This window comes from Bdellovibrio bacteriovorus, from assembly GCF_001592755.1.
Taxonomy (GTDB): Bacteria; Bdellovibrionota; Bdellovibrionia; order Bdellovibrionales; family Bdellovibrionaceae; genus Bdellovibrio; species Bdellovibrio bacteriovorus_E.
This window is the reverse complement of the sequence record NZ_LUKF01000012.1, coordinates 138,819-162,179: the sequence shown is the minus strand read 5'-3', so window position 1 is coordinate 162,179 and position 23,361 is coordinate 138,819. Positions and strand designations below refer to the sequence as shown.

General features: G+C 45.7%; 22 protein-coding genes. 12 read left to right on the top strand and 10 right to left on the bottom strand.

Annotated features, from left to right (window positions below; genetic code table 11):
* Window positions 1–38 precede the first annotated feature (38 nt).
* Window positions 39–1,835, bottom strand: coding sequence for a 30S ribosomal protein S1 (locus tag AZI85_RS07510; RefSeq protein ID WP_172795317.1), 1,797 nt, complete (start codon window positions 1,833–1,835; stop codon window positions 39–41).
* A gap of 392 nt (window positions 1,836–2,227) precedes the next feature.
* Between AZI85_RS07510 and AZI85_RS07505 the strand changes: the two genes are divergently transcribed.
* The 4 genes from AZI85_RS07505 to nrdD all read left to right on the top strand — a co-directional run bounded on the left by AZI85_RS07505 (window position 2,228) and on the right by nrdD (window position 6,663).
* Window positions 2,228–3,517: a prenyltransferase/squalene oxidase repeat-containing protein gene (locus AZI85_RS07505; protein WP_253720897.1), complete on the top strand. Its 1,290-nt coding sequence runs from the start codon at window positions 2,228–2,230 to the stop codon at window positions 3,515–3,517.
* A gap of 114 nt (window positions 3,518–3,631) precedes the next feature.
* Entirely contained in the window at window positions 3,632–4,267 is a 636-nt protein-coding gene (locus AZI85_RS07500; protein WP_063243503.1) for a Crp/Fnr family transcriptional regulator, read from the top strand.
* A 94-nt stretch (window positions 4,268–4,361) separates the two neighbouring features.
* Window positions 4,362–4,808: an anaerobic ribonucleoside-triphosphate reductase activating protein gene (gene nrdG, locus AZI85_RS07495; RefSeq protein WP_063243502.1), complete on the top strand. Its 447-nt coding sequence runs from the start codon at window positions 4,362–4,364 to the stop codon at window positions 4,806–4,808.
* 16 nt (window positions 4,809–4,824) lie between these two features.
* Entirely contained in the window at window positions 4,825–6,663 is a 1,839-nt protein-coding gene (gene nrdD / locus AZI85_RS07490; protein WP_063243501.1) for an anaerobic ribonucleoside-triphosphate reductase, read from the top strand.
* Here nrdD and AZI85_RS07485 read toward each other — a convergent pair.
* The gene (locus AZI85_RS07485; RefSeq protein WP_063243500.1) at window positions 6,575–7,726 is read right to left on the bottom strand and encodes an NnrS family protein; all 1,152 of its coding nucleotides are present in this window, start codon (window positions 7,724–7,726) and stop codon (window positions 6,575–6,577) included. The two genes, nrdD and AZI85_RS07485, sit on opposite strands and share 89 nt — an antisense overlap.
* Before the next feature lie 134 nt (window positions 7,727–7,860).
* On the opposite strand from AZI85_RS07485, the gene AZI85_RS07480 reads away from it, so the two are divergent.
* Both AZI85_RS07480 and AZI85_RS07475 read left to right on the top strand, forming a co-directional pair.
* Window positions 7,861–8,595 carry a Crp/Fnr family transcriptional regulator gene (locus AZI85_RS07480; RefSeq protein ID WP_063243499.1) on the top strand — a complete coding sequence of 245 codons (735 nt, stop codon included), beginning with the start codon at window positions 7,861–7,863 and terminating at the stop codon, window positions 8,593–8,595.
* Window positions 8,534–9,049 (top strand): hypothetical protein, encoded by a 516-nt coding sequence (locus tag AZI85_RS07475; RefSeq protein ID WP_253720896.1) that lies wholly within the window; start codon window positions 8,534–8,536, stop codon window positions 9,047–9,049. The genes AZI85_RS07480 and AZI85_RS07475 overlap by 62 nt, the downstream gene beginning before the upstream one ends.
* Here the strand turns inward: AZI85_RS07475 and AZI85_RS07470 are convergent.
* The 4 genes from AZI85_RS07470 to nirK form a co-directional block, all read right to left on the bottom strand.
* Window positions 9,046–9,306, bottom strand: coding sequence for a DUF2249 domain-containing protein (locus AZI85_RS07470; RefSeq protein ID WP_063243497.1), 261 nt, complete (start codon window positions 9,304–9,306; stop codon window positions 9,046–9,048). The genes AZI85_RS07475 and AZI85_RS07470 overlap by 4 nt on opposite strands.
* A gap of 67 nt (window positions 9,307–9,373) precedes the next feature.
* Window positions 9,374–9,913 carry an SCO family protein gene (locus AZI85_RS07465; RefSeq protein ID WP_063243496.1) on the bottom strand — a complete coding sequence of 180 codons (540 nt, stop codon included), beginning with the start codon at window positions 9,911–9,913 and terminating at the stop codon, window positions 9,374–9,376.
* Window positions 9,910–10,671, bottom strand: a complete 762-nt coding sequence (locus tag AZI85_RS07460) for a formylglycine-generating enzyme family protein (protein WP_063243495.1) — start codon at window positions 10,669–10,671, stop codon at window positions 9,910–9,912. Before AZI85_RS07460 ends, AZI85_RS07465 begins: the two co-directional genes overlap by 4 nt.
* Before the next feature lie 7 nt (window positions 10,672–10,678).
* Window positions 10,679–12,088, bottom strand: coding sequence for a copper-containing nitrite reductase (nirK, locus tag AZI85_RS07455; RefSeq protein ID WP_063243494.1), 1,410 nt, complete (start codon window positions 12,086–12,088; stop codon window positions 10,679–10,681).
* Window positions 12,089–12,281: 193 nt separating this feature from the next.
* On the opposite strand from nirK, the gene AZI85_RS07450 reads away from it, so the two are divergent.
* Complete coding sequence (locus AZI85_RS07450) at window positions 12,282–14,663, top strand: MHYT domain-containing protein (RefSeq protein WP_063243493.1); 2,382 nt, start codon at window positions 12,282–12,284, stop codon at window positions 14,661–14,663.
* Here the strand turns inward: AZI85_RS07450 and AZI85_RS07445 are convergent.
* On the bottom strand, window positions 14,638–15,324 hold the full coding sequence (locus AZI85_RS07445) for an HAD family hydrolase (RefSeq protein ID WP_063243492.1): 687 nt from the start codon (window positions 15,322–15,324) through the stop codon (window positions 14,638–14,640). The genes AZI85_RS07450 and AZI85_RS07445 overlap by 26 nt on opposite strands.
* A gap of 195 nt (window positions 15,325–15,519) precedes the next feature.
* Here AZI85_RS07445 and AZI85_RS07440 point away from each other — a divergent pair, with 195 nt between their 5' ends.
* Window positions 15,520–15,891, top strand: a complete 372-nt coding sequence (locus AZI85_RS07440; protein ID WP_063243491.1) for a hypothetical protein — start codon at window positions 15,520–15,522, stop codon at window positions 15,889–15,891.
* Between the two features lie 43 nt (window positions 15,892–15,934).
* Here AZI85_RS07440 and cmk read toward each other — a convergent pair whose 3' ends face one another.
* Together cmk and hisC are read right to left on the bottom strand one after the other, a co-directional pair.
* The gene (cmk, locus tag AZI85_RS07435; RefSeq protein WP_063243490.1) at window positions 15,935–16,588 is read right to left on the bottom strand and encodes a (d)CMP kinase; all 654 of its coding nucleotides are present in this window, start codon (window positions 16,586–16,588) and stop codon (window positions 15,935–15,937) included.
* Window positions 16,589–16,612: 24 nt separating this feature from the next.
* Window positions 16,613–17,734 (bottom strand): histidinol-phosphate transaminase, encoded by a 1,122-nt coding sequence (gene hisC, locus AZI85_RS07430; protein ID WP_063243489.1) that lies wholly within the window; start codon window positions 17,732–17,734, stop codon window positions 16,613–16,615.
* Window positions 17,735–17,827: 93 nt separating this feature from the next.
* Between hisC and AZI85_RS07425 the strand changes: the two genes are divergently transcribed.
* From AZI85_RS07425 to AZI85_RS07410, 4 genes are all read left to right on the top strand, one after another.
* Window positions 17,828–19,195 carry a hydantoinase/oxoprolinase N-terminal domain-containing protein gene (locus AZI85_RS07425; protein ID WP_063243488.1) on the top strand — a complete coding sequence of 456 codons (1,368 nt, stop codon included), beginning with the start codon at window positions 17,828–17,830 and terminating at the stop codon, window positions 19,193–19,195.
* Window positions 19,192–20,589: a hydantoinase B/oxoprolinase family protein gene (locus AZI85_RS07420; RefSeq protein WP_063243487.1), complete on the top strand. Its 1,398-nt coding sequence runs from the start codon at window positions 19,192–19,194 to the stop codon at window positions 20,587–20,589. The genes AZI85_RS07425 and AZI85_RS07420 overlap by 4 nt, the downstream gene beginning before the upstream one ends.
* Before the next feature lie 53 nt (window positions 20,590–20,642).
* Window positions 20,643–21,221: a peptide-methionine (S)-S-oxide reductase MsrA gene (gene msrA / locus AZI85_RS07415; RefSeq protein WP_081110947.1), complete on the top strand. Its 579-nt coding sequence runs from the start codon at window positions 20,643–20,645 to the stop codon at window positions 21,219–21,221.
* A gap of 95 nt (window positions 21,222–21,316) precedes the next feature.
* Window positions 21,317–22,183 (top strand): substrate-binding periplasmic protein, encoded by an 867-nt coding sequence (locus AZI85_RS07410; RefSeq protein ID WP_063243485.1) that lies wholly within the window; start codon window positions 21,317–21,319, stop codon window positions 22,181–22,183.
* On the opposite strand, the gene ilvA is transcribed toward AZI85_RS07410, so the two are convergent.
* Window positions 22,100–23,314: a threonine ammonia-lyase gene (ilvA, locus tag AZI85_RS07405; protein WP_063243484.1), complete on the bottom strand. Its 1,215-nt coding sequence runs from the start codon at window positions 23,312–23,314 to the stop codon at window positions 22,100–22,102. The genes AZI85_RS07410 and ilvA overlap by 84 nt on opposite strands.
* Between the last annotated feature and the right edge of the window lie 47 nt (window positions 23,315–23,361).

The window sequence follows — 23,361 nt, the reverse complement described above, 5'->3', positions numbered from 1 at the left end:
TGACTTTTTAGTCAACGCCTCGGCGGTATGCGCCCAGACTATTGCTTGTCAGTTTTTACGTTTTTCAACTGGTCAGCAAACAAGTCACCGAAAGTAGACTTAGATGTTGCAGTCGCTTTTTTAACGTAATCGTCAACGTCCGCTTTTGCTTCGCGAAGTTTAACAAGCTTAGCTGACAAACCGATCTTACGAGCATCTTTGTCGATAGAGATCACTTCAGCTTTTACAGTTTGACCTGGCTTAATGAAGTCTTCAACTGAGTTGATTTTGTCAGTTGTAAGTTCAGAAATGTGGATCAAACCTTCGATATCAGACTCAAGCTCAACGAAAGCACCAAAATCAGCTGTTTTAGTTACTTTAACGTCGTGTTGTGTACCGATAGCGTATTTGTTCTCGATGTTAGACCAAGGGTCAGACTCAAGTTGTTTGATACCCAAAGAGAATCTTTCGTTCTCGATGTCTACACCTAGAACAACCGCGCGTACTTTTTGACCTTTAGTGAACATCTCACTTGGGTGATTTACGCGTTTAGTCCAAGAGAAGTCAGAGATATGAACTAGACCGTCAATACCTTCTTCAATACCGATGAAGATACCGAAGTCAGTTACAGACTTAACTTCACCCTCGATGATTGTTCCTGGAGGATAAGATTCCTTCATTTCAACCCAAGGATTAGTTTGAAGCTGTTTCATACCCAAGCTGATGCGGCGGTTTTCAGTGTCGACTTCAAGTACGACAACTTCAACTTCGTCACCAACGTTTACGATTTGAGAAGGATGTTTCACACGTTTAGTCCAAGACATTTCAGAAACGTGGATCAAACCTTCGATACCTTCGCCAAGCTCAACGAATGCACCGTATTCAGCCAAAGATACAACTTTTCCTTTAAGCTTAGTGCCTGGAGGATAAGAAGCTTTAACAGATTCCCAAGGATCAGAAGTCAATTGCTTCATGCCCAAAGAAACGCGTTCTTTTTCTTTGTCGTATTTAAGAACTTTAACTTGGATTTCGTCGCCAACATTCAACATTTCTGAAGGATGTTTTACACGGCCCCAAGACATGTCTGTGATGTGCAACAATCCGTCCATGCCACCAAGGTCGATGAATGCTCCGTAGTCAGTGATGTTTTTAACAACACCAGTAACGATAGAACCTTCCGCCATAGTATCAAGAGTTTGTGAACGGAGACTGTCACGTTCTTCTTCAAGAAGAGCGCGGCGAGAAAGAACGATGTTGCCACGTTTCTTATTGAATTTGATAACTTTGAATTTAAATTTCTTACCAAGGTAAACGTCCATGTTGCGAACAGGGCGTAGATCGATTTGAGATCCAGGCAAGAATGCTTTAACGCCGATATCAACGCTCAAGCCGCCTTTAACTTTAGCAACAACAGTACCTTCGATAACTTCTTCGTTCTCAGCTGCTTTAGAGATATCAGTCCATGCGCGAAGCATGTCAGCTTTGTCTTTAGAAAGAACGATCATGCCGTTTTCGTTTTCGATACGGTCGATCAAAACTTCTACTTTGTCTCCAGCTTTCACTTCACGAACACCGTCAACAATACGGAATTCATTGATAGCGATCAAACCTTCAGACTTGTAGTTGATGTCAACTAGAACGTAGTCAGACTGAACTTCGACTACTGTACCAGTAACAACGTCGCCGACTTTGAAGTCTTGCTCTTTCATAGATGCTTCAAATAGATTTTCGAAGTCACCTTTATCTGCTTTCGCATTCAAGATACCAGGATTTGCTGGAACCTTAGCGTCTTCAGCATCCAAGAAAGCTAGAACTTTCTGTTTTTCAAGCTCGGCTTTGTTTAATTGTTTTGTCATATTAGTTTTTGTAAACCTCCCACGTAGTAGAACCTCTGGGATCCTACCCGTAACCTTTCTTCACCTCTTTTGGGCGAATCAATGGTTTAGCGAGCTAAGGGGGCGAAAGTCAAAGGTTTTGCGCACTCTGTTAAGAGCGGCAAAAGGGGTCCTGCCGAGCGGAGGCTTAAAACGAATGTATTGCATTTGAAGCAGTTTCCGCCGCTCTCAAATTTGAATCCCCCGCCCGCTGATTCTTCGATTTTCCTAAAAACCCGCCGCCAGTGCGCCACTTCCGACGAGTGAGTCCTTCCGGATTGTCCCGATTCCGCGGTTGTTTGCCAGCAAGAAGACGCTCTTTTTCCTGACAAAGCCTCTGTTTTTGAAAAGCATATTTCAGATCAGGAGGCCTTGTGCACGGAAGCTTATTTGGAATCTTGTTATTGTTCGTTTCGCTGGGCGCGCACGCTCGTCCTTATTTTGATAAACAGATTTCATCTGCTTTGGAATTTATCGAGCACTATCAAACATCCGGCAAGGATGGTTACGATTTAGGACAGTGGCGAGCGCGTGTGACGTCCTATGTACCTAGCGCGATCGGTGTTGGTAAGTTCAATGTTCCGTTTGAAGAGCCTACGGCTTTTGTCGCCTCCTCCGTCGCCAATGTGCTCGCAGAAATTTATTTGCACGACTCACGCTATACATTGATTCCACCGATGATCGATAAAACCATCGAGGGCTTTCAAAAATACTATTGGGGTTCCTTGTTCAACTTTTATCCTCCAGCGACTTTCAAGGGCGTCCGAGTTCGACAACCGCGATATATGTATTTAGCACCACAGTGGAAAGGTTTTGCGAATATTCCTCCCGATGCGGATACGACGTCCGTGTCTTACACATTGATGCGTTATCGGGACATGATTGAAAATCGCGCCTCACCCGATCTTCCATCGCAAGTGATAAATGCTTTTTCTTACGCACGCGATTTAAACCGTGTGCCTCATGCTTACAATGCAGCTCAGGGACATTTCAAAACCGGTGCGTTTTTAACCTGGTTGTGGGATGAGAAAAATCCCGATATGCCTCGAAATATTTTTGCGGCTCCTCATCGCGGCACACGAATTCCATTTAATTTTAATGACGTTGACTGCGTGGTGAACGGCAATGTTTTAAAACTTCTGAAGCTCGCCCAAAAAACTTCAGGCCCGGGATATCGTGCTAGTTGCGATCATCTGAACCGTGTTGTCAGGAACAAACAGTTTTATTTCTGTGGAATGTACTATCCAAGCTACTATGCTCTGCCGTACACGATGGCGACAGCTCTTCAATCGGGAGTGTCTTGCCTAGAACCATCAAAAGAGCGGCTGATCAATTATATTATCAGCAAGCAGCGCAAAGACGGTTCCTGGCGCAACAGTTTCTTAGCGCGACCTGATTATGTGCACTCAACAGCCTGGGCCCTGAACACGCTCATCCTGCTTGGTGACTCCGAAAATGAACTGCATCGGGCGCGTGTAAAAAGAGGCGTTCGTTTTTTACTTTCCCAAGCACAAAAGGATTCAGCGGGTCGCACTTACTGGGCGGGACAAGTTTTTTATGCCGCCACTTTTATTGCGCGCTACCCGGTCGTTTGGCGGTCGTCGGCCTACACCACAGCTTTATCAGCGAAGGCTTTGCTTTTATCTGAACCCTATTTGAGATGACCTCCACCCAGGCTGGTAGATTCACTCAATTAGTTATCAAGCCCTTCTTATCAATTTCTATTCACAATAGAAATTGATAATGTAGGGATTCGGCGCCCCGTGAAGGAGACCTATATGAGCGAAGCAAATAAACTGAATTGCCCCATCTGTTCTTCGCAGGAAGAAAAAGTGATCTCGGATTTACTTTCTTTTATGAAGAAAAAAAAGTTCGTGAAAAATTCGCTCATCTTTGAAGCTGGTGAAGAGATCAATGGCCTTTATCTGATAACTAGCGGGTCTGTGAAAATTTCTAAGCTTTCTCCTTCAGGAAAAGAAATTGTCTTACAAATTCTGGGAGAAGGAAAAACCTTCGGCGAAGGCAGCGTGTTGGGTCAGGACCGCCACAGCGACACTTTTGTCGCAAATGAAAATACGGAAGTCATGTTCCTTCCAAAAAAAGAGTTTCAAAACATCATTCAGTCCAATCTTTCTTTGTACCAAGCCGTCGTAGGCTCGCTGATTAAATGGATGAACAATCTGGATGTGGTTATTGAAAACATCAACACCCCGTCTGCGAAAGACCGCGTGTGGCTTCATTTAGGACGTCTGCAAGAACAACAAAAAACGCCCGTGATAAAGTTGGACGGCAAGAAACATGATGTGGCTTTGATGTTAGGGCTTCGTCCAGAAACATTTTCCCGCGCTTTAGCCGAACTGGAAAGCGAAGGAAAAATTAAGATGAATCATAAGCAGATCCAACTGTTGTTATAAACATCACTAGATACAGTGATATCGGTCATATTTTCAAACAATAGGTAGTGATCATAAAAATCTAAGGTCTATCCTTTCTTTATGGAAGGTGACCATGAACATCTACAAGTACGACATCGTCTTTCAAGAAGTGCCCGACCAAATCAGCCTTGCCTTCTATGTCTGCGGCTGTCCCCTGAAATGCCCCGGCTGTCACTCTCCAGAACTCTGGACGGAAAAAACGGGTTCCCCACTCACGGTGGAGTTGTTGCAGCAGCTTTTGATGGAATATAAAAACAAAATCACCTGCGTTCTTTTTTTAGGTGGTGAATGGCACGCGAAAGATCTTATCTCGTTTCTAACTCTTTGCCAGCAGCAAGGGTTGCTCACCGCTCTTTACACGGGATTGGACGATGTTCCTTCGTCCCTTAAAGATCACTTGGACTTTCTCAAAGTCGGGCCGTGGCGCGCCGAGCTGGGCGGGCTGAACTCGCCGACGACCAATCAAAAATTTATCGATTTAAAAACCCAACAGACACTCAATCATCTTTTTCAAAGATAACAACCAAGGAGACAACATGCTTCGCTTGAACGAGCAACAGCTCAATACCAAAATGCAATTTATCGAAAACTACATCCGCGCCGCCAATGCCGCTGAAGGCTCTAAATTCGATGCCAATGCCAACGTCACTCATAAAAATATTGCGACCATGGAATCTGAACTGAATAAGGACATCAATATTCAAGTGAATCGCGCGTTGGTCCGCAAAAAAATTGAAAGTCTTTTCGGAACTGAACTTGCCGATGAATACATTCGTCAAATCGAAGCCCATGAGATTTATGTCCATGATGAAACTTCTCTTAAACCTTATTGCGCTTCTATTTCGATGTATCCTCTTTTGCTGGATGGATTGAAAAAACTTGGAGGAGAGTCTCAGGCTCCCCGACACCTAGAAAGCTTCTGCGGCTGTTTTGTAAATCTGGTCTTTGCTATTTCGTCCCAGTTTGCCGGTGCCGTCGCTACGGTCGAGTGGCTGATGTATTTTGATCACTTTGCGCGAAAAGATTATGGCGATAACTACTTAGAAACTCACACTCGTCTTATTAACAATCATCTGCAACACGTGGTGTATGCCTTGAATCAACCTGCGGCCGCTCGAGGTTACCAATCCGTGTTCTGGAATATCTCGCTTTATGACGAGTCGTACTTTAAATCTCTTTTCGCAGACTTCGTTTTCCCCGATGGCGACACACCTTGCTGGAAAACAGTCGAAAAATTGCAGGCACATTTTATGAGTTGGTTTAACCAGGAAAGAACCAAGGCGCTTTTAACTTTCCCCGTAGTAACGGCGGCTATGCTGACGGGCGATCAAGGCCCCCTGAATCCCAGCTTCGCTCATATGTGCGCGAAAGAATTGAGTGAAGGCAATAGCTTCTTTATGTACATGAGTGACTCTGCGGACAGCCTGGCAAGTTGCTGTCGCTTGCGCAATGAGATCTCAGACCGCACCTTCAGTTATTCGCTGGGAGCTGGCGGCGTCGCGACGGGTTCTATTAACGTGATCACTTTGAATATGAATCGCCTGGTTCAAAAGAATTTGGATTTGCTTGAGTCGGTTCAGAAAATTCAAAAGTACCAAGTCGCTTATCGTAAATTGATGCAAGATTATTTCGATAACGGTTTATTAACTGCGTACTCCGCGGGGTTTATCACGCTCGACAAACAATTTCTGACGATCGGTATTAACGGAATGGTCGAAGCGGCGGAATATCTGGGCTATCAGGTTTCTAACAATGCTCGGTATAAAGCTTTCTTGAAACAACAGCTGAAAACTATTTTTGACGCCAATCGTGCCGCTCGCAAAACTTATGGATATATGTTTAACACCGAGTTTGTTCCCGCAGAAAATCTAGGTGTGAAAAATTCTGCCTGGGATCGCGCCGACGGACTGACCGCCTCCAGAGACTGTTACAACTCGTACTTCTATGTCGTTGAAAACGACGACGTCAATGCGGTTGATAAAATGATTCTGCATGGAGCGGAAATGATGGAATATCTTGATGGCGGTTCCGCATTGCATTTGAACCTTGAAGAAAAGCTAACCGCTCAGGGATTTTACAAATTGATCCATGCTGCAGCTTTAACGGGATGCAATTACTGGTGTGTGAATGTCAAAATCACGATTTGCAACGTGTGTGAGGCTATCGACAAACGCACTCTGCACCATTGCCCTCAATGTGGCAGTGATAATGTCGATCACGCCACACGAGTCATTGGTTACTTGAAACGAATCTCATCGTTCAGTTCCGCTCGTCAGAAAGAAGCGGCTAAACGCTTTTATCATGCGAAGTCCCAACATGAAAAATCTTGGGCAGGAACACCCAGCCCCAGACCAGAGCTCCAGCAATCCACGTAACGGCCGCGTACAAAAGATGGGACTGGTAAATATGCGGAGCCAGTCCCGCAGAAAAGCGGGTCAATCCGGCGAAGAAAAGCAAGAAAGCTCCGAGCCCCAAAAGCTTGGAGCTTTTTTCTAAAATCATACTGTGCTTACCATGCGAAAGAATCACCCGCACTGCGATCATAAATGTCATAAGACCCATTCCGGAAGCATAAACTATGTGCAATATATGAATGCGGAACGACGGTAAAAAAACCAAGGCCCAGAACGCCAATAACAGTGACCACGCCGAGGACCACAGACCCCAAGTCTGCACACCCCTTCTTTGCGGGAACTTATATAACCTCCAGAATTTAAAACAAATCAGCGTTACGATCGCCGCGCGAAGAAGGGCTGCACCTAAAGTGTGGCCCTGGCTTTCACAGAAGTAGCTCAAAACAAAAAAGAACGAAAGCCCGGCAAACAACCAAACCTGGCGTGAAGTTTTATGCATCTCCGTGGGAAGCGGGCCCCAGCCGAGCAAAGCCGGAATCAATCGAGAGCCTACTCCTAAAATCAAACACATAATATAACATTGCAGAAAAAGACTTCGCCCCAATGAATAGAGGCCCGAAGGAAGGTTCACGAACTCTGCTAAAAATAGAATGAAAGTTCCGGCGATCGCTGAAAGCAAACCGGCCGCGACGAAAATAAAAGAATCCGGCGGATTGCTTTTTCTTTGTAAAAATCTGCGAGCGCTATAGAAAACTAAAAAGAAAAGACAGAGCAATACGGCACCATAAAAAGCCGCCTTCTGCGAAACCAGCAAGCTTGCAAACAAACCCGCAATGGCGATAAAAGAAAAATTTTGTTCGGCCCGAGTCGGCCCAAAAGTATTTGTGAAACGTGGGACAGCCGTCATAAGAAAACCGCATACAAAACACAGAAAAAATCCTCCCATCATAATCTCGGGATGACTAAAACCTGGATAATTGACTAGCTTCCAAGGAAAAAGAATCCACAAAACTACGCCCCAGATAGATAAAAGCCAGCCTGCGGGAAAGAAAATTCGATAAGCATCTAGTTGATTTTGTTCCATAATGAACTCCTGACTCCTCCTAGAATGGACGTCTTCCAAAAAAAAGAACATGATCCAGATCAAAATTAAGAAATATTGATCCCGATCATGTTGTTACCAGGACATCAATGTCAGCCTTAATACAAGGAGACACTATGAACGAGATAGTCCGACGTTTAAAATCTTTGGATGGATTCAACAAAGCCTCAGAACTTGAGTTGAAGCAATGGGCCTCGTTTATAAAATGCATCCGCCATTCCGCACGCGAGGTTCTGTACCGGAAAAATGACAAGATCACTGAAATCTTCATTGTTCTGTGCGGCTCGGTGCGCGTTTATGACTCCGTTTCTTCCTCTGAAAAAAAGATTTTTAACTTTCTTGGGCGTGGGGAATATTTGGGAATAGCGATGGCGGGTTTACCGGCCCCTAAGCATCCTGCGACAGTTCAGTGCATTGAAGACAGTACCTTCTTAAGCATCCCCCTTTCGGTGTATAACGATTTGCTAAAAAAAATCCCGGAAGTCCGGGATTTGGTAAATCGACAGATCTCTGAAAGATTCTTAGAGTTACAAAATGACATTTGTATTTCGCGGCAGCTAACCCCCACGAGGGTCGCCGACCTCTTAACTCGTCTTTTAAAGAAACAAGAACTCTTAGGTAGCTATCGTCTGCAAATTCCTCTGACCCGCACTGATATTGCTGAGCGCATTGGAGCTCAAAGCGAGACTGTGATTCGTATCTTAAGCCAATGGACAAAGCACGGTTGGATCCGCACCGACGATAGGCACCTTGAAATTTTGAACCCGCAGATACTGGAGGACATTCGCCATGGTAAAAATATTAGAAGAGCTTCGACAGCAGCATCAGACCCTGCTGAACATGATCTCTGAAGACAAAGATATTTTTGATATCATTAAGCTGGTCGAAGAAATCCATCATCCACTGGAAGAACAAGCTCTATTTCCCTTGATTGCGGATCATCCGTTACTCCAAGAGGGCGGGCCGTTATGCACATTCTTTCGCGGCATGGAATTAGACTTAAATCCGAAGTCTGTGGCTGAAGAACTCTTGAAGCGGGCCTATGCTCAGGGCTTGCCTCGCCCGCACGCTTATCCACAGTTTACGTGGCTCAATGAGCACAATCCTTTAAGCATGCCTATGGGGGAACACGTATTAAGCGACGAACTCGCCCAAGCCCTTCTTTTTTTGAAAGACCAATCCAACGAAAAACTTTATAAGGACTTTTTTGTTTCTTTAAAAAATGAGTACATCCGTCTGTTAAAGCTGCATATTGCTAAAGAAGACGGATGCCTTTTCGTCTTGTGTGAGAAGCTTCTGTCTTAGCCTCCGCAGAAACCGCAACAGCCTTCTTTTTTAAGTTTCGTCAGACGCAGCTTCCACACTTCGGGTCCTTTTTCTAAATACTCGGGTTGGAACTGTTCTTGGCGGTTTTCTTCAAATTGACGTAACAAAGGCACCGGATCGTGGTTATTGACGATGACGATACTTTCGCCCGCTTCCAGATTATCGAAGGTTTCAAAAATATGACTGTGACGTTGTTGTGGTGGAATTTTTTGGGCTTCAATTACAAATTCTTTCATGATGTCTCCTTGAACTCTAAATTAACCCTATTTAGAACTTCGGTTCCTTGATCACGATCAAAAGTCTTTACTTTTTTAACGCTTGCACCATGTCTGACGGTTTTCCGTCCGCACCTGTTTGCTGAAATTTAATTCTGCCCTTTTCGTCCAAAACAGAAATGATGAACGAGTGATCGTAATCTCCGCCTTCCATTTTTTTATACTTGATGCCTAAGACGTTTGCGACCTCGCGCGGCGCCTTATCTGTCTTAGAAGTCCATAAAGACCATTTTTTACTTAGCTTTTTATTGGCTAGATATTTCTGTAAAACAGCCGGAGTATCGCGCTCGTGATCAAAACTGATAAGCACGTAACGAACATCTGTACGTCCTTGTTTATCCATTTCCTTTTCAATGTTCTGCATTTGCGCCAAGATTAGCGGACATGTGTAGACACATCCTGTGTACGCCATTGAAATTACCACCGGACTTCCTTGTAAATCTGTGATTGCGACATTCTTATCCTGCTCATTGAGGAAAGTGGAGTTCAGGTTGTAGATGGAATCATCTGGGAATCCAGCTCCTGACAACAGACCTATGAACAACAATGGTAAAAGATATTTTTTCATAACGGCTCCTTATCCTGGGCACAACGAAATCCCAGGTTCTGCACTGTATAGGCTGCCTTAAGGCTGCTGCGAAATGCATAGCGCATAAAGGCGGCATAGTCTGAGGGATCTGCCGCGCCAGCACTGCCGGCACCGCAAAATAAATTCTTATCTAAAGCGGAATCCGCCCGTGATTCACCTGTGACGAGGGACGAGTTAAAGTCCTCGACCCACTCCCAGATGAGCCCGTGCAAATCATGTATTCCCGCAGAGTTCGCACGACGGCTCATCACGGCCGGCAGTGGCCACTCCGAGGATTTGCCATACCACTCTAAGATCAAGCTCTGAAGAGTCGGACCACCGGGAAAAGGAAAAAGAGCGACATATTCCCACTCCGCAATACTGGGAAGCCGTCCTCCCTTCCAGAAGCAATAGCTGCGGGCGGCATACCAACTTACTTGAACAACCGGCATGTTATTATAGCGAGGATCATCGTAAGAAAAATCCTTGCTCCAATGGTTCAAATAATTTTTGTCGGCAAAAATTTTTTTGGTTTGGGACTTAGACCATTCCGGATTCTTTTTGATGAACTCTAGGAACTCTTTATTCGTGACGGGATGGCGGTCTAAGTAAAAAGCTTTCACTGGAATGCTAGTCTTGTTTAAGACCGCCGGCATTTTGAATTCACCGGCGGGGATTAATACTCGGTCTGCAGCTCGTGCAAGGCAGGGAAGCATTATCATCATTCCGGCAAGAATCCATCTTTGATAATGCTTCATAAGACACCTATTTCTTTCTTGCGGCTTTCACTTCTTGTGGAGAAACCGATTTTTTCGAATTGCCCCAAACACTATAAACATAAGTCAAAACGTTGGCGGCTTCTTCATCACTCAACAACTGAGCCGGCATGACAGAGTTGTAGTCTTTGCCATTCACTTTGATTTCGCCTTCAAGTCCGTTCACCACAGCCGAGATCGCTTTTTCTTTATTGCTATTCAGGTAATCTGATTTTGCAAGTGGAGGGAATGCGCCAGGCAGACCTTGTCCGTTCGTTTGGTGACATGCAAAACAAGAAGACTCATAGATTCGTTTTCCAGCAGCGATGCGGTCTTCGAGAGTTTTAGCTGGAATCAGCTTAGGTTCTTTTGTGCTGATCTCTTGGATGACACCACCTTCTGGCAGGTAAATTCCGTCTTTAGTTTTACCGGAATAAACGTCTTTGTCCGCTTCCCCTTCGACTTTCAACATTCCCAAAGCACCTTTGTTAAAGGCTCTGAAGATCGAGTGATCCACCAGAATGTAAGTACCTGTAGTTTGCAGTTTGAAGTCGACGATGGCAGAGCCCCCTGCCGGGATCAAAGTCGTCTGCACGTTTTCATTGATCAGCTTACCACCTTCAACATAAATCTTGTCGAAGATCTCGCCGATAACGTGGAAAGAAGAAACTAAGTTCGGGCCGCCGTTACCGACGAACAGACGCACAGTTTCTCCAGTTTTTGCTTTCATCGCATTGTCACCCGCAAGCGCGCCCACACTTCCGTTAAAGACCACGTAGTCGGCTTTTTCCTCCACCGCTTTGGCCATACTGAAAGGTTGCAAACCTGGAGATCCATATTTGCCTTTAGTGTAGAATTCACTCTGCATGACATAGAACTCGCGGTCCACTTTAGGTAAACCGTCTTTGGGTTCGACTAAGATCAAACCATACATACCGTTGGCGATATGCATGCCCACAGGTGCGGTTGCACAGTGATACACATAAAGGCCCGGATTCAAAGCTTTAAAACTGAAAGTAGAACTGTGACCAGGAGCTGTAAAGCTTCCCTCGGCACCACCACCCTGACCAGTCACCGCGTGTAAATCGATATTGTGGGGCAATTTGCTGGAAGGATGATTGTGCAGATGAAACTCGACATGGTCCCCTTCACGAATGCGAATGAATTTACCTGGAACTTTGCCTCCGAATGTCCAGAATGTATAATCCACTCCGTCGGCCAGTCTCATTTTAATTTCTTTAGTTTCTAGATTAACAATAACTTTTGTCGCGTGCTTCCTTTGAATGGGAGGTGGCACAGCCGGCGCATCCGTCAATACGGCCACTTCTTCCCCTTTGATGTTTTCAGATGCCCAAGCCCCCTGAGCGGCGAGGCTTAGAATCGCCAGTGTTCCAATTGTGAACGTCTTCAGTGATGACATACATAACTCCTTGTCTGAAGGATCCGCTATGTCATCTGCTAAGAAAATGATCCGGGTCATTTTTCAAAAAATCCACCCTCCTTCCTGTATCAAAATAGGTCTGCCATCGCGAATGCACTTTAGCACAAACACACCCGTGATTAGACAAAACACTAACCCGTTTTTGTACCAGTGCTAGTATAGGGATATGGAGATGCAAACTGTTTGGAGTCCAGGACTTATTGCCCTATCGATTGTCGTGGCCACGATGGCTTCTTACGTCGCGCTGGATATTATTCTTCGCATACAGCAGACCTTAGGTCGCTCGAGTCTTTATTGGCTTTCGATCGGTGCCATCGTCATGGGTATCGGCATTTGGAGCATGCACTTCATCGGCATGTTAGCTTTGAAAATGCCGGGAATGGAGATGGCCTATGACGTCTGGCTTTCAATACTTTCCATTGTCGTCGCGATCAGTGCATCAGGCTTAGCCTTCTTCATCATCAGTCGAAAAAAAGTTCCTCTTTATTCCATCATTCTTGGGGGCTTGATAATGGCGGTGGCCATTGCAGGTATGCACTACATTGGCATGGCCTCTATGCGCATGCCTGCAAGAATCATTTGGGATTATACTTTGGTGGCGCTGTCAGTGGTCATTGCAGCGATTGCTTCTTTCGCTGCTTTAGGGGTTTCTTTAAAATTTAGAACTTCAAAAAGCCCTTTCACTCTTCACGTCTTTGCAAGCTTATTGATGGGGGCCGCCGTTTCCGGAATGCACTACGTAGGTATGGAGGCCGCCACTTTTGAACATCTTCACGACTATCCCTCTTTTGCAGGGGCCGTCTTAGGCACCAACACATTGGCATATGTGGTGGGTGGGCTGACTTGCATGATATTAATCATCGCACTCACCGGTTCTATTTTTGATCGTATTTTAGTTCGCCGTGAACAAGAAGCTGATGAGGTGATCCGCACTCGGGAAGCCCAGCTGCGAGAAGCTCAGGCCATTGCTCATGTCGGAAGTTGGGATTGGAATACGATTGATAATTCGGTTTCACTCTCAGATGAGATGTATTCCATTTTGTCGATGGAAAAAATCGGCTCAACAGTGAACATTCACGATATTTTTCGATTAGTCAGCCCCGAAGACCGTCATCGCGTCGAAGTGGCCTTTAAAGAATGTTTAATTCATAAATCCTATCTGGATATTGACTATAAGATCCTTCCGGCAAAAACGATTTCTCGTTTCGTGCAAAGTCGGGGGCGTGTTCTTTTAGACAACGATGGCAATGTCGTACGCATGCTGGGAACCACTCAGGATATTACCGATCGCAAAGCCATTGAAGAAAAGCTGATTCAAGCTCAGGTCGAGCTTGAACGACGCGTGGAAGATCGCACGGCAGAATTAAATAAGTCATTTGAAAGAGAAAAAAAGGCGAAAGAAGTCGCGCAGGCGGCCACTCAAGCCAAGATGCAGTTTTTAGCAAATATGAGTCACGAGATTCGCACGCCTATGAATGCGATATTGGGGTTTGCCGATCTTCTTTCCACAGAATCATTAAATGCCGAACAGAAAGAACACTTGTCGCGCATTCAGGCCAACGGCAGTCAGCTTTTACGTCTGATTGATGATATTCTGGATCTTTCAAAATTTGAAGCCGGCAAAGTCCCCATCGAAAAATCCGCATTCAGCTTTACGGAACTTATTGATGAAGTTGTCAGTTCTTTGCGGCTGTTAGCCGAGCAAAAGAAAATCCAAATCCACGTGATCAAACAAAGTTCTTTACCGAAAAAAATTTGCTCTGATCAACTGCGCTTAAGACAGATCTTAGTGAATTTGATTGGGAACTCCATTAAGTTTTCCGAAAAAGGAATTATCACTTTGCGCCTAAGAGCCGAGCACATCTATGACAAGAACGTCCTTTACGTCGAGGTCGAAGACACCGGAGTCGGTATTTCGGCCGACGGTCAGAAAAAACTCTTTCAACCCTTCAGTCAGGCTGACAGTTCGATCGCCAGAAAGTTTGGTGGCACGGGACTGGGCCTGATCCTTTCTCGCCATATTGCGAAGTCTTTAGGTGGAGATCTGATTCTAGAAAAGAGCGAACTGGGTAAAGGAAGCACATTCCTTCTTAGCATCACCTCTGAAGATGAAGATCACTTGCAGGGAATTAAGGAAGCCGAGAAGAAAAACGCAGCTACTCCTGATCCCGCCATCGTTGTCGACGGTCATGAAAAAAGTATTCTGCTGGCCGAGGACATGCCTGACAACGAACTCTTGATCCGACATTTCCTTAAAAACAGTCACTTCCGTGTTGAATCCGCCGTTAACGGCTATGAAGTCATTGATAAGGCATTCCAAGATAACTTCGATGTGATTTTAATGGACGTGCAGATGCCAGGTTTGGACGGTCTTGAGGCCACACGGCGTTTGCGTGCTCAAGGATACAAGAAGCCGATCATCGCTTTGACGGCACACGCTCTGCCCGAAGAAATCGACAATTCCATCGCCGCTGGTTGCGATGCGCATTTAACCAAGCCCGTAAATCGTGCGGCCCTGCTGCACAAGATTAACGATGTTTTGAATCACCACTGATTTCAGGACGACCGTTTTTCTCCAAGTGCCACAAAAAATCTTCGGGATCGCGATAAATAGCCACGGCTCCGGATAAATCTTTGGCGCTCCAGCCGCCGCAGGTCAAAGCGATGGTTTCGACGCCCGCTTTTTGGGCAGCGATAATATCATAAGGCGTATCGCCCAACATCACGGTATTGGAAGCCGGGATCTGCAGTTTCTTTAAAGCAGCCTGGATAATATCAGGTGCGGGCTTAGAAACTTCGACGTCATCTTTTGAAGTTCTTTGCGGCAAAAGATCATCAACGTGAGCCATCTTAAGCAAGCCTTGCAAATCTTCCTTTGAAGATGAACTTGCCACGACCATCTTCACACCTTCTTGCTGGAAAAACTGAATCAACTGACGAGTTTTTTTAAAGGGCTTCAAATAAGGCAAATACTCGATCTGAAATATTTCAGCTCTTCGACGAGAAATCTTTTTTCCTTTTTCACTGTCTTCTTCGATATCGCTGACCGCAGGCAAGAGGTTGTCTCCACCCATTCCAATTTTTTCGCGGACTTCGGCATAGGTCGTGACAATGCCATACTCCCCCAAGGCGCGAACCCAGGATTCGGCATGAGCGTGATTGCTATCGATCAAAGTTCCATCCACATCTAAAATAATTCCGCGAAGTGTTTTCATAGAACTATTAAAAAAGAAGGCCGTTTAAATTCCAAAACTCTTGGCTCGGCCCTGACTAAAAACAGGCGGGTCTTTGAGTTTTTTTCATGCCTGTGCAGGCGTTGGGCGTCACTTCCGCGACCTTCCCCCTTTATACGTCAGCTGACAGGGCACAGAGCTTGTATAGGGGATAAGTACAGTTTTTCGGAGGCCTCTATGACATTCAAATCTTTAAGCTTATTTCTTCTGACGGTGTCATTTGCCGGTGCGGCCTCTGCAACAAACGAAGTTGTCGTCAGCTGTCGCGATTACAATATTTCTTTAACGGATTTTGGTGATATCGCGGTTGAACCTGCGCAAAAAGCTGAAAGTCCCACCGTCATTGCCATTCACCACGAAAATCAATTGCTTAAAAATGATGGCGACGGTCTTCACATCGTAGGCAGTAAAAAAAGAATGGGTATGATCACAGCGAAACAATCGCTGGAAGTGAATTATAAAACAGGTCGTGGCATCTTCACGGATTACACTGTTATGCAGGGTCCCGCTAACGGCAAAAAAATCCTTCTGGAATCCTGCCGTCGCTAAAGCCAGAAATCCCCTGGCACCTTTTGGTTCTGGCACCTTTTGGTTAAATTTTGTTTTTGACGTATTCGACGACTTTGTCGACGACTTGTTCAAGATTGAGAGCTGTTGTATCCACAACCAACGCATCATCAGGAACAGCCATAGGAGCTACTTTGCGAGTAGAGTCTTGATGATCACGCTGTTGCTGCGCTTTAACCATATCGTCTTGAGCAAGGCCTAGCTCAGCCGCACGACGAGCGGCGCGGTGTTCACTGTTTGCAGTAAGATAAACTTTGGCTTCCGCTTCAGGAAAAACAACAGTTCCGCAATCACGGCCTTCAGCAACTAAACCTTGAGGGCCACTGCTGCAGTTTCTTTGTGCTTCCAAAAGAGCTTTGCGCACTTCGGGATAGTGACTGACTTTACTAGCGAAATTACCCACGTCTTCGTGAGCGATCAAATCTGTGACATCTTGGTCTTTAAAGAAAACTTTCGTGCGATCATGCTCCATACGCACGCTCCATACCGGATTGTGCGTCAGGTCTGTTAATGACTTCACGTCATCAAGATCGATTTGCAATTGAAGAGCGGCGAAGGCCAAACCACGATAGAAAGCTCCTGTAGAAACCCATTGCCAGCCCAAACGACGAGCAAGTTCTCTACTTACAGAAGATTTCCCAGAGGCCGCAGGGCCATCAATCGTAATAACCATTCCCATTTACTCTCCAACTAGGGCGCTGTCTTACGACAACGCCGGTATTTCTTTGAGCACTTCAGCCAAAGCTGCAATCGCCGCTTGGTTTTCATGATCAAGGCCTACACTCAAACGCAGATGCGTCTTGAACCCGTAGTTCAATAGCGGTCTCATAATAATCCCACGACGTAACAAGGCTTCATTCACCTTGGCGGCGTCGCGAAGGGTGTCAAACATGACAAAGTTCCCTTGAGATGGAATGTAAGGCAGGCCTAATTCTTCTAACTTCTTGTAGAAGTAATCAAGCCCTTTCCAGCAAATCTGCTGCGAACGCTCAATAAATTCTTTATCTTGCAGAGCCGCATTTGCCGCGACCTGCGCTAAATCGTTGACATTAAACGGTTTGCGCACACGGTTAAAGACCTCCACAACCTCCGGAGGAGCCACCATGGCGCCGATGCGGAAGCCGGCCAAACCGTAAATTTTTGAGAAGGTGCGAAGTACAATCAGATTTTTATACGTGTTGATGTATTTTTGAGCAGAAACATAATCAGAGGCGCGAACAAATTCATTATAAGCCTCGTCAAAAATAATCATCACATCATCGCGATTTCCTAGTTTTTCCAAGAAGGCTTCGACCTCTTGTTTGGGCGCATATGTTCCTGTGGGATTGTTCGGATTTGAAACAAACACCAGGCGAATATTTTGTTCAGGATGTGCAAAGAAATGTTCGGCAATGGCTGCTAAATCAAAGCGATAACCCTCTTTCATCGGCACTTTACGAATCACCGCGCGATTCGCGGGTGCACTGACCTCGTAAGCGTTAAAAGCCGCTACGGACGTTAAAACACCGTCTTGAGGCTCACAGTAAATGCGAGTCAAAAGATCAATCAGCTCGTCGCTTCCGTTGCCAATCGCCAATTGTTTGGTAGGCACACCCCACTCTTTAGAAAGAGTTTGCAAAAGCTCATAGTGAGAAGGATCTGGGTAAAGATTTTGGTGATCCAAAGCTCTTTTAACCGCATCCATGGCTTTCGGGCTGGGACCTAAGGGATTTTCGTTACTTGCCAGTTTATAAACTGTCGTTAAACCGTATTCGCGTTGCGTTTCTGAAATCGGCTTACCAGGTTTATAGGGAACCAGGTTTAGAATTTCGGGAGAAATCTTCACTTTAGAATCCTTTGCTTACAGACTTTATTTTGGTATACCTGTGCGTCTAGCTTTAACATATTCCAGAGTATTTTCAATAGAGAGCGTTTAAAAATGCAAAACCGTTTCTTGTTAGGGGTGAGCGTTGGTGAGTCCTTCGCTGAGTACTCGCTTCTGTCAGATACAAAACCAGTAGCGCAAAAAAGAGTTTATCTTGCGCGCGAAAGTCTTAAACAAAGCCTGTCCCAATTCGTTAGCGAACATGCAGGACAAAAACCGACTCAAGCTTTCGTGAGCTTGCGCCTGCCTAAAAAACTTTTGAGCTACGAACTCAGTGGCGCGGTCGCGCATATCACGACCGAGGGCTTCGAACACTGGTTGCACCTTTGCGCGAAATCACCAGAGCAAACTTTGACAAGCAAAGATCTGCTTTTTTCTGTGCGTGAGCGTGTTCTTGCTAATGGCACTGTTGAAATTCCCTTAGATACCAATGATCTTGAACCCGTGGTTGCCAAACTTCAGATGATGGGTTGCAAGAAAGTGTGTTTGCACTTCTTGCACTCTGCCACTCATCCGGCAAATCTTCAGGTCGCAAAAAACTATCTGCAAGAAAAGGGCTTGGAGGTCTTTACTCCGGAAAACAACGACAATCCTCATGAAGTCAGTCGTTGGAACAAGAATGCATTGAATGCGACGATCTCTAGCGTGTTCACCGATCGTAAAGCAGAAATCATAGCCGCTCTGGACGGTGCCGTTACTAAGGAAGAAATCTACTTCCTTAATTCTTCCGGTAAACTGTTCCAGGAAGATTCTTCTCAACACGTCAGCAGTCTTTTTTCTGCAGGAACCGCTTTAGGTCACTACTTCGGTGCCATGAAAAAAGCCGACGTCTTGTACTTGGGACTTGAAGGCTTCTTGCTGATCTCTGGCGCTTCTTGGAGTTCGGCGTGGGAAAGTCCTTGGGGCGCGGTGGAAGTACCGCATTTAAAGACGATCGAACTTGGAATCCAACCAACGTTGGGAATTGCTTTAAATACTTTTGGTCGCTTCGATTTCAGTAAAACTCAAGAGGGCTGGGAACCCGGTCCTATGTTCTTGGGTCGTGGGCAAAAACCTTCGCTTTTGGATTTATGGGCTGAAAATGCCAAGCTCACGAAACTTCCTGGCTTAGAAGACCGTTTTTCAGCGCAAGGTATTCAGCGCTTTAAGAATTCATTCTTTGCTCTTTCAAAAATCAGCCAAACTCGCGACAGCGATATTTCCCATTTGACGAAGGAAATGCAAAGTCTGACTTTGCAAAGACTCGCGATGGAAGCTTATCTCAACCGACAAAGCGCAAAGCTGGTTGTGACAGGTCCCCTAGCAACTGTCTTTGCCAATGCCTTCAAAAAAGATTCTCACACCGTTATCGAAACGGAAGAGTTCAGTGAATCTTATGCGACAGCTCTTTGTGGCCATCAAGCTTTGCAGGAGTCCTTATGAGTTATCAAATCGAACTTCTTCACTCTCTTTTAAACGACTTCCTGCAAGGCGAGTCGGCCCTTTTAACGACGGAAGGGGATGTCCTGGCCGTGAAAGGACAAGATCCTGTCACTTATGGCACTTTGACAACCGCCGCGAATACCGCCAGCAAATATTTGAAACTCGAAGAAGGCGACATCGCTCTTCTTAACGACCCTTATAGCGGTGGAAGTGTTCTTTGCGACATGACTTTTATCATGGCCGTGTCGGAAGATCTTTTGTGGGTGACTCGTCAGTCCGTGAATAAATCTGTTCGCATCACTAAATCTGTCGAAGAAGAAGGTTTGCGTATTCCGCCAACACCGCTTCGTCAAAAGAATCAAGTCAATGAAATGATCTTGGCAGCGATGCAAGCGCATCCGGCCTGCCCTCCTCAATTTGTGGAATGGATCAAAGCACAAATTCAAACTTTGACCGTAAAAGCAAAAAAACTGCATGAGGCCATCGAACTTACTGGTTTCACTATCACCGGCGAGCTGATTGAAGAGTATCTTGAACTTTCTAAACAGGCGGCCGTGCAAAGAATCAGTGAACGTGCTTCCGGCGAGGCCCGCGTCGACATCGTCCTGGATAGCGGCGAACTTCTGCGCATGAATATGGAAATCCATGACGGAAAAATTTCTTTGGATTTCAGTGGCACGACGGCGGCAAAAACGGTTTCGCTGACAGAGTCTGCGACTTACGGAGCCTGCTTCCATGCCTTGAGCCGTTTTTATGGCTTTGATCAATTTGCCAACAGTGGATCTTTCTCTATTCTTCAGATCACAAAACCCACGGGCTGCTGGCTGGTTGGAAAATATCCGGCACCTACTTACAAAGGTATGACTTGTGGTGTGGCCGCGATCAAGACGGCGATGGAGCTGACTTTATCGCAGATTCATCATAAAAATGAAAAGGCTTTATCTAGCCACTGCCCTCTGCACTTCGATCTGCAACACAAGGAACAGCATGCCTTGCTGACTTTACCAGGTGGCAAAGGCGCGCGTTCGGATCAAGAAGGCGAAGCGGCTCTTTTAAAACCTTTTTCCATTGAACAGATGGAACGTGACTTCCCGGTTAAAATCCAACGCGTGGACTCGCGCCACTCAGCGGGCGGAAAAGGTAAGCACAATGGCGGCCGCGGTATTATCGTAAAATTGGAAGTCCGCGATGAAGTCGAAGCGGCTTGGCTGACAGACCTCACCTTGCACCGCCCTCGCATTCCAAAAAACTGCAGCCATGGTGACGCCAGCGAGATGTCTTTAGAACGTGCGGGAGAACATAAACTCCTTCCCGTGTTGGGACAGCAGAAGTTTCAAGCTGGTGATATTCTCACATTGTGCTCGGGCTCTGGCGGCGGCTTCGGAAAAGAATAGTGTCAATTTACAGGGGCTAGTAAGCCCCTTGTGTTAAGTGCTAAGATAAAAGAATGAAATACCTAATAGCATTTTTATTGTTCTTTGGTCTTAGTACATCTTTAGCGAAAACGCAGAAGAAAGGCACTCCTATGGCATCAACTGAAATTTCCTATCTGGCAGGCGGTTGTTTCTGGGGCATGGAAGATTTGATTCGTAAACTTCCGGGCGTTGTAGAAACGGAAGTAGGATATATGGGTGGCGATACTAAAAACGCCACTTATAATATCGTGAAAACCGGCACGACCAATCACGCAGAAACAGTCAAAGTCGTCTTCGATCCTAAAAAATTGAAGTATGAAGATCTGCTTTTGTTCTTCTTTAAAATCCATGATCCCACGACTGTGAATCGCCAGGGTAATGACATCGGAACACAATATCGTAGTGCGATTTTTTATACTTCCGAGACGCAGAGGGAAGATGCTGAGCGCATCAAAGTCCGCGTGGAAAAATCTGCAGCTTGGGGACAAACTTTGGCAACACAGATCGTGAAGGCCGGTGAGTTCTGGAAAGCTGAGGAATATCATCAGGATTACCTCGAAAAGAACCCCGCTGGCTACACTTGTCATTTCGAACGCAAAATCCAGTTCTAGTAATATAGGTTACATTTCCGAAAGGCTCCCCTTTTCCTGGTGCAACTTGCGATTAGGCAAAGTATTGCTGAAGAGTAAGTAAGGAGGGGGACCTTATGAACACCACGATTGCTAAATTTTTTATCATCACGAGCGTCTTGCTATTTAAGTCTTTGTCATTCGCTGACGTGATTTCCATGCGTTCCGATTATTGGTGCCCTTACGTCTGCGATCCTCGCTCTGAAAAGCCTGGATACATGGTAGAGATCATTCAGCAGATCTTCGAAAAAAGAGGTCACACCGTTGATATGCGCCTTACTAATTGGGTGCGTGCCGTGAAAGAAGTGCGTGCAAATAAAGCACACGTCCTCGTGGGTGCTAGTCGTATGGATGCACCTGATTTCATTTTTACCAACAACACTTTAGGTATTATGAAAAATGCCTACTTCACAAAAAAAGACTCTAAGTGGAAATTTACGGGTCGCCACTCTTTACAGAATATGCGCATCGGTGTGATCAACGGTTACACTTACGGAGACAGCATTGATCAAATGATTCGCAGTCGCCATAAATCTTTTATTCCTTTTTCCGGCGAAAAACCTTTAGAGCAAATCATTCGTATGATTGAAAGCAATCGCTTGGATGCTTTCATCGAAAACCCCGTGGCTCTTCACCACGCGCTAAAAAAGTTTGGCGTGCCGGCAGAAAATCTGAAAGCCGCGGGCTGGGTCACTTCACAAGACCCTTATCTGTATGTCGGATTTTCTCCACATCATCCGCAGTCTCGCGAATACGCGGCCCTTTTAAGTCGTGGTGTCGAAGAACTTCGTCGCAACGGAGAGCTGCAACGGATTTTAGATAAATACCAAGTGGAAGACTGGGAAAAATCCAAGATCTCTTTAGGAGCCCTTGATGATTTTAGCCCCCGTATCCTCAAGAGCTCTTTTGATCTTCTCGACATGTTCAATGCTCGAAGTCTCTAGAACGAAATCGATACGGGTTTCGCGTAATGAAAGACCTTGAGAAACTCGATCGTGGCGCACTTCTAAGATATTCGCTTTTTGGGCAGCAATAGCTTGAGTCAAACGGCTTAAGTTGCCAGGCAAGTCATCTACGATCACCGACAGTTCGCAAAGACGACCGCGCAAGATTTGCCCGCGGTCGATGATTTTTGAAACGATATTCAAATCAATATTTCCGCCGCTGATAATCACGCAGCATTTTTTTCCAAGATTCAAGGAACGCGACATCGCAGCAGCCATAGCCGCGGCACCAGAACCTTCAGCCACGGTCTTTGCACGCTCCATCAAAAAGACGATGGCTTCGGCAATTTCGTCGTCACTGACAGTGACCACTTCATCCACATACTTCGAGATGAAATTGTCATACATGACTTGGGAAGGATTTTTAATTGCGATGCCGTCTGCGATGGTGGCTGCTCTTTTTTGCGGTGACATCGGCGGTTCTTTTCGGAACATGTTTGCCATGCCGGGTGAACGATCACTTTGCACACCGATCACACGAATTTTCGGGTTGATAGATTTGACAGCTAAAGAAATACCGCTGATCAATCCGCCACCACCAATCGGAACAATGATGGTGTCTAAGTCAGGAAGTCTTTCTAAAATTTCAATACCAATCGTCCCCTGCCCCGCAATCACGTAGGGATCTTGATAAGGATGTACGAAGGTGAAGCCATTTTCTTTTTCAAGCTTCTGAGCATGCTCGTAGGCTTCATCATAGATCTCACCCTTAAGGACAACATTGGCTCCGTAAGCACGTGTCGCAGAGGCTTTACTGATCGACGCGTTTTCCGGCATGACGATGGTGGCTTTGACTCCCGCAAGAGTCGCTGAATACGCCACGCCTTGCGCGTGATTACCCGCAGAGCTGGCCACAACGCCACGGGCTTTTTCTTCCGCCGTGAGATTTGAAATTTTATTGTAAGCACCACGAAATTTAAAACTTCCGGTGCGTTGGGTGTTCTCAAATTTGAAGTACACTTCTGCGTTCAGTAGTTTACTGGCGCTGACCGAGTGACTCAGTTCCGTGGAACAAATAACATCTTTGATTAGCTCGCGCGCTTTTTGAATATCTGCAAAAGTGACTTTCATTGTGAACTACGACTCCCAATATGCCGTTAACCCCCAGATCGGTGGAT

Coding starts and splice junctions, on each gene's coding strand:
- AZI85_RS07510 (WP_172795317.1), bottom strand. CDS start 1,835: ATGACAAAACAATTAAACAAAGCCGAGCTTGAAAAACAGAAAGTTCTA.
- AZI85_RS07500 (WP_063243503.1), top strand. CDS start 3,632: ATGAGCGAAGCAAATAAACTGAATTGCCCCATCTGTTCTTCGCAGGAA.
- nrdG (WP_063243502.1), top strand. CDS start 4,362: ATGAACATCTACAAGTACGACATCGTCTTTCAAGAAGTGCCCGACCAA.
- nrdD (WP_063243501.1), top strand. CDS start 4,825: ATGCTTCGCTTGAACGAGCAACAGCTCAATACCAAAATGCAATTTATC.
- AZI85_RS07485 (WP_063243500.1), bottom strand. CDS start 7,726: ATGGAACAAAATCAACTAGATGCTTATCGAATTTTCTTTCCCGCAGGC.
- AZI85_RS07480 (WP_063243499.1), top strand. CDS start 7,861: ATGAACGAGATAGTCCGACGTTTAAAATCTTTGGATGGATTCAACAAA.
- AZI85_RS07475 (WP_253720896.1), top strand. CDS start 8,534: ATGGTAAAAATATTAGAAGAGCTTCGACAGCAGCATCAGACCCTGCTG.
- AZI85_RS07470 (WP_063243497.1), bottom strand. CDS start 9,306: ATGAAAGAATTTGTAATTGAAGCCCAAAAAATTCCACCACAACAACGT.
- AZI85_RS07465 (WP_063243496.1), bottom strand. CDS start 9,913: ATGAAAAAATATCTTTTACCATTGTTGTTCATAGGTCTGTTGTCAGGA.
- AZI85_RS07460 (WP_063243495.1), bottom strand. CDS start 10,671: ATGAAGCATTATCAAAGATGGATTCTTGCCGGAATGATGATAATGCTT.
- nirK (WP_063243494.1), bottom strand. CDS start 12,088: ATGTCATCACTGAAGACGTTCACAATTGGAACACTGGCGATTCTAAGC.
- AZI85_RS07450 (WP_063243493.1), top strand. CDS start 12,282: ATGCAAACTGTTTGGAGTCCAGGACTTATTGCCCTATCGATTGTCGTG.
- AZI85_RS07445 (WP_063243492.1), bottom strand. CDS start 15,324: ATGAAAACACTTCGCGGAATTATTTTAGATGTGGATGGAACTTTGATC.
- AZI85_RS07440 (WP_063243491.1), top strand. CDS start 15,520: ATGACATTCAAATCTTTAAGCTTATTTCTTCTGACGGTGTCATTTGCC.
- cmk (WP_063243490.1), bottom strand. CDS start 16,588: ATGGGAATGGTTATTACGATTGATGGCCCTGCGGCCTCTGGGAAATCT.
- AZI85_RS07425 (WP_063243488.1), top strand. CDS start 17,828: ATGCAAAACCGTTTCTTGTTAGGGGTGAGCGTTGGTGAGTCCTTCGCT.
- AZI85_RS07420 (WP_063243487.1), top strand. CDS start 19,192: ATGAGTTATCAAATCGAACTTCTTCACTCTCTTTTAAACGACTTCCTG.
- msrA (WP_081110947.1), top strand. CDS start 20,643: ATGAAATACCTAATAGCATTTTTATTGTTCTTTGGTCTTAGTACATCT.
- AZI85_RS07410 (WP_063243485.1), top strand. CDS start 21,317: ATGAACACCACGATTGCTAAATTTTTTATCATCACGAGCGTCTTGCTA.
- ilvA (WP_063243484.1), bottom strand. CDS start 23,314: ATGAAAGTCACTTTTGCAGATATTCAAAAAGCGCGCGAGCTAATCAAA.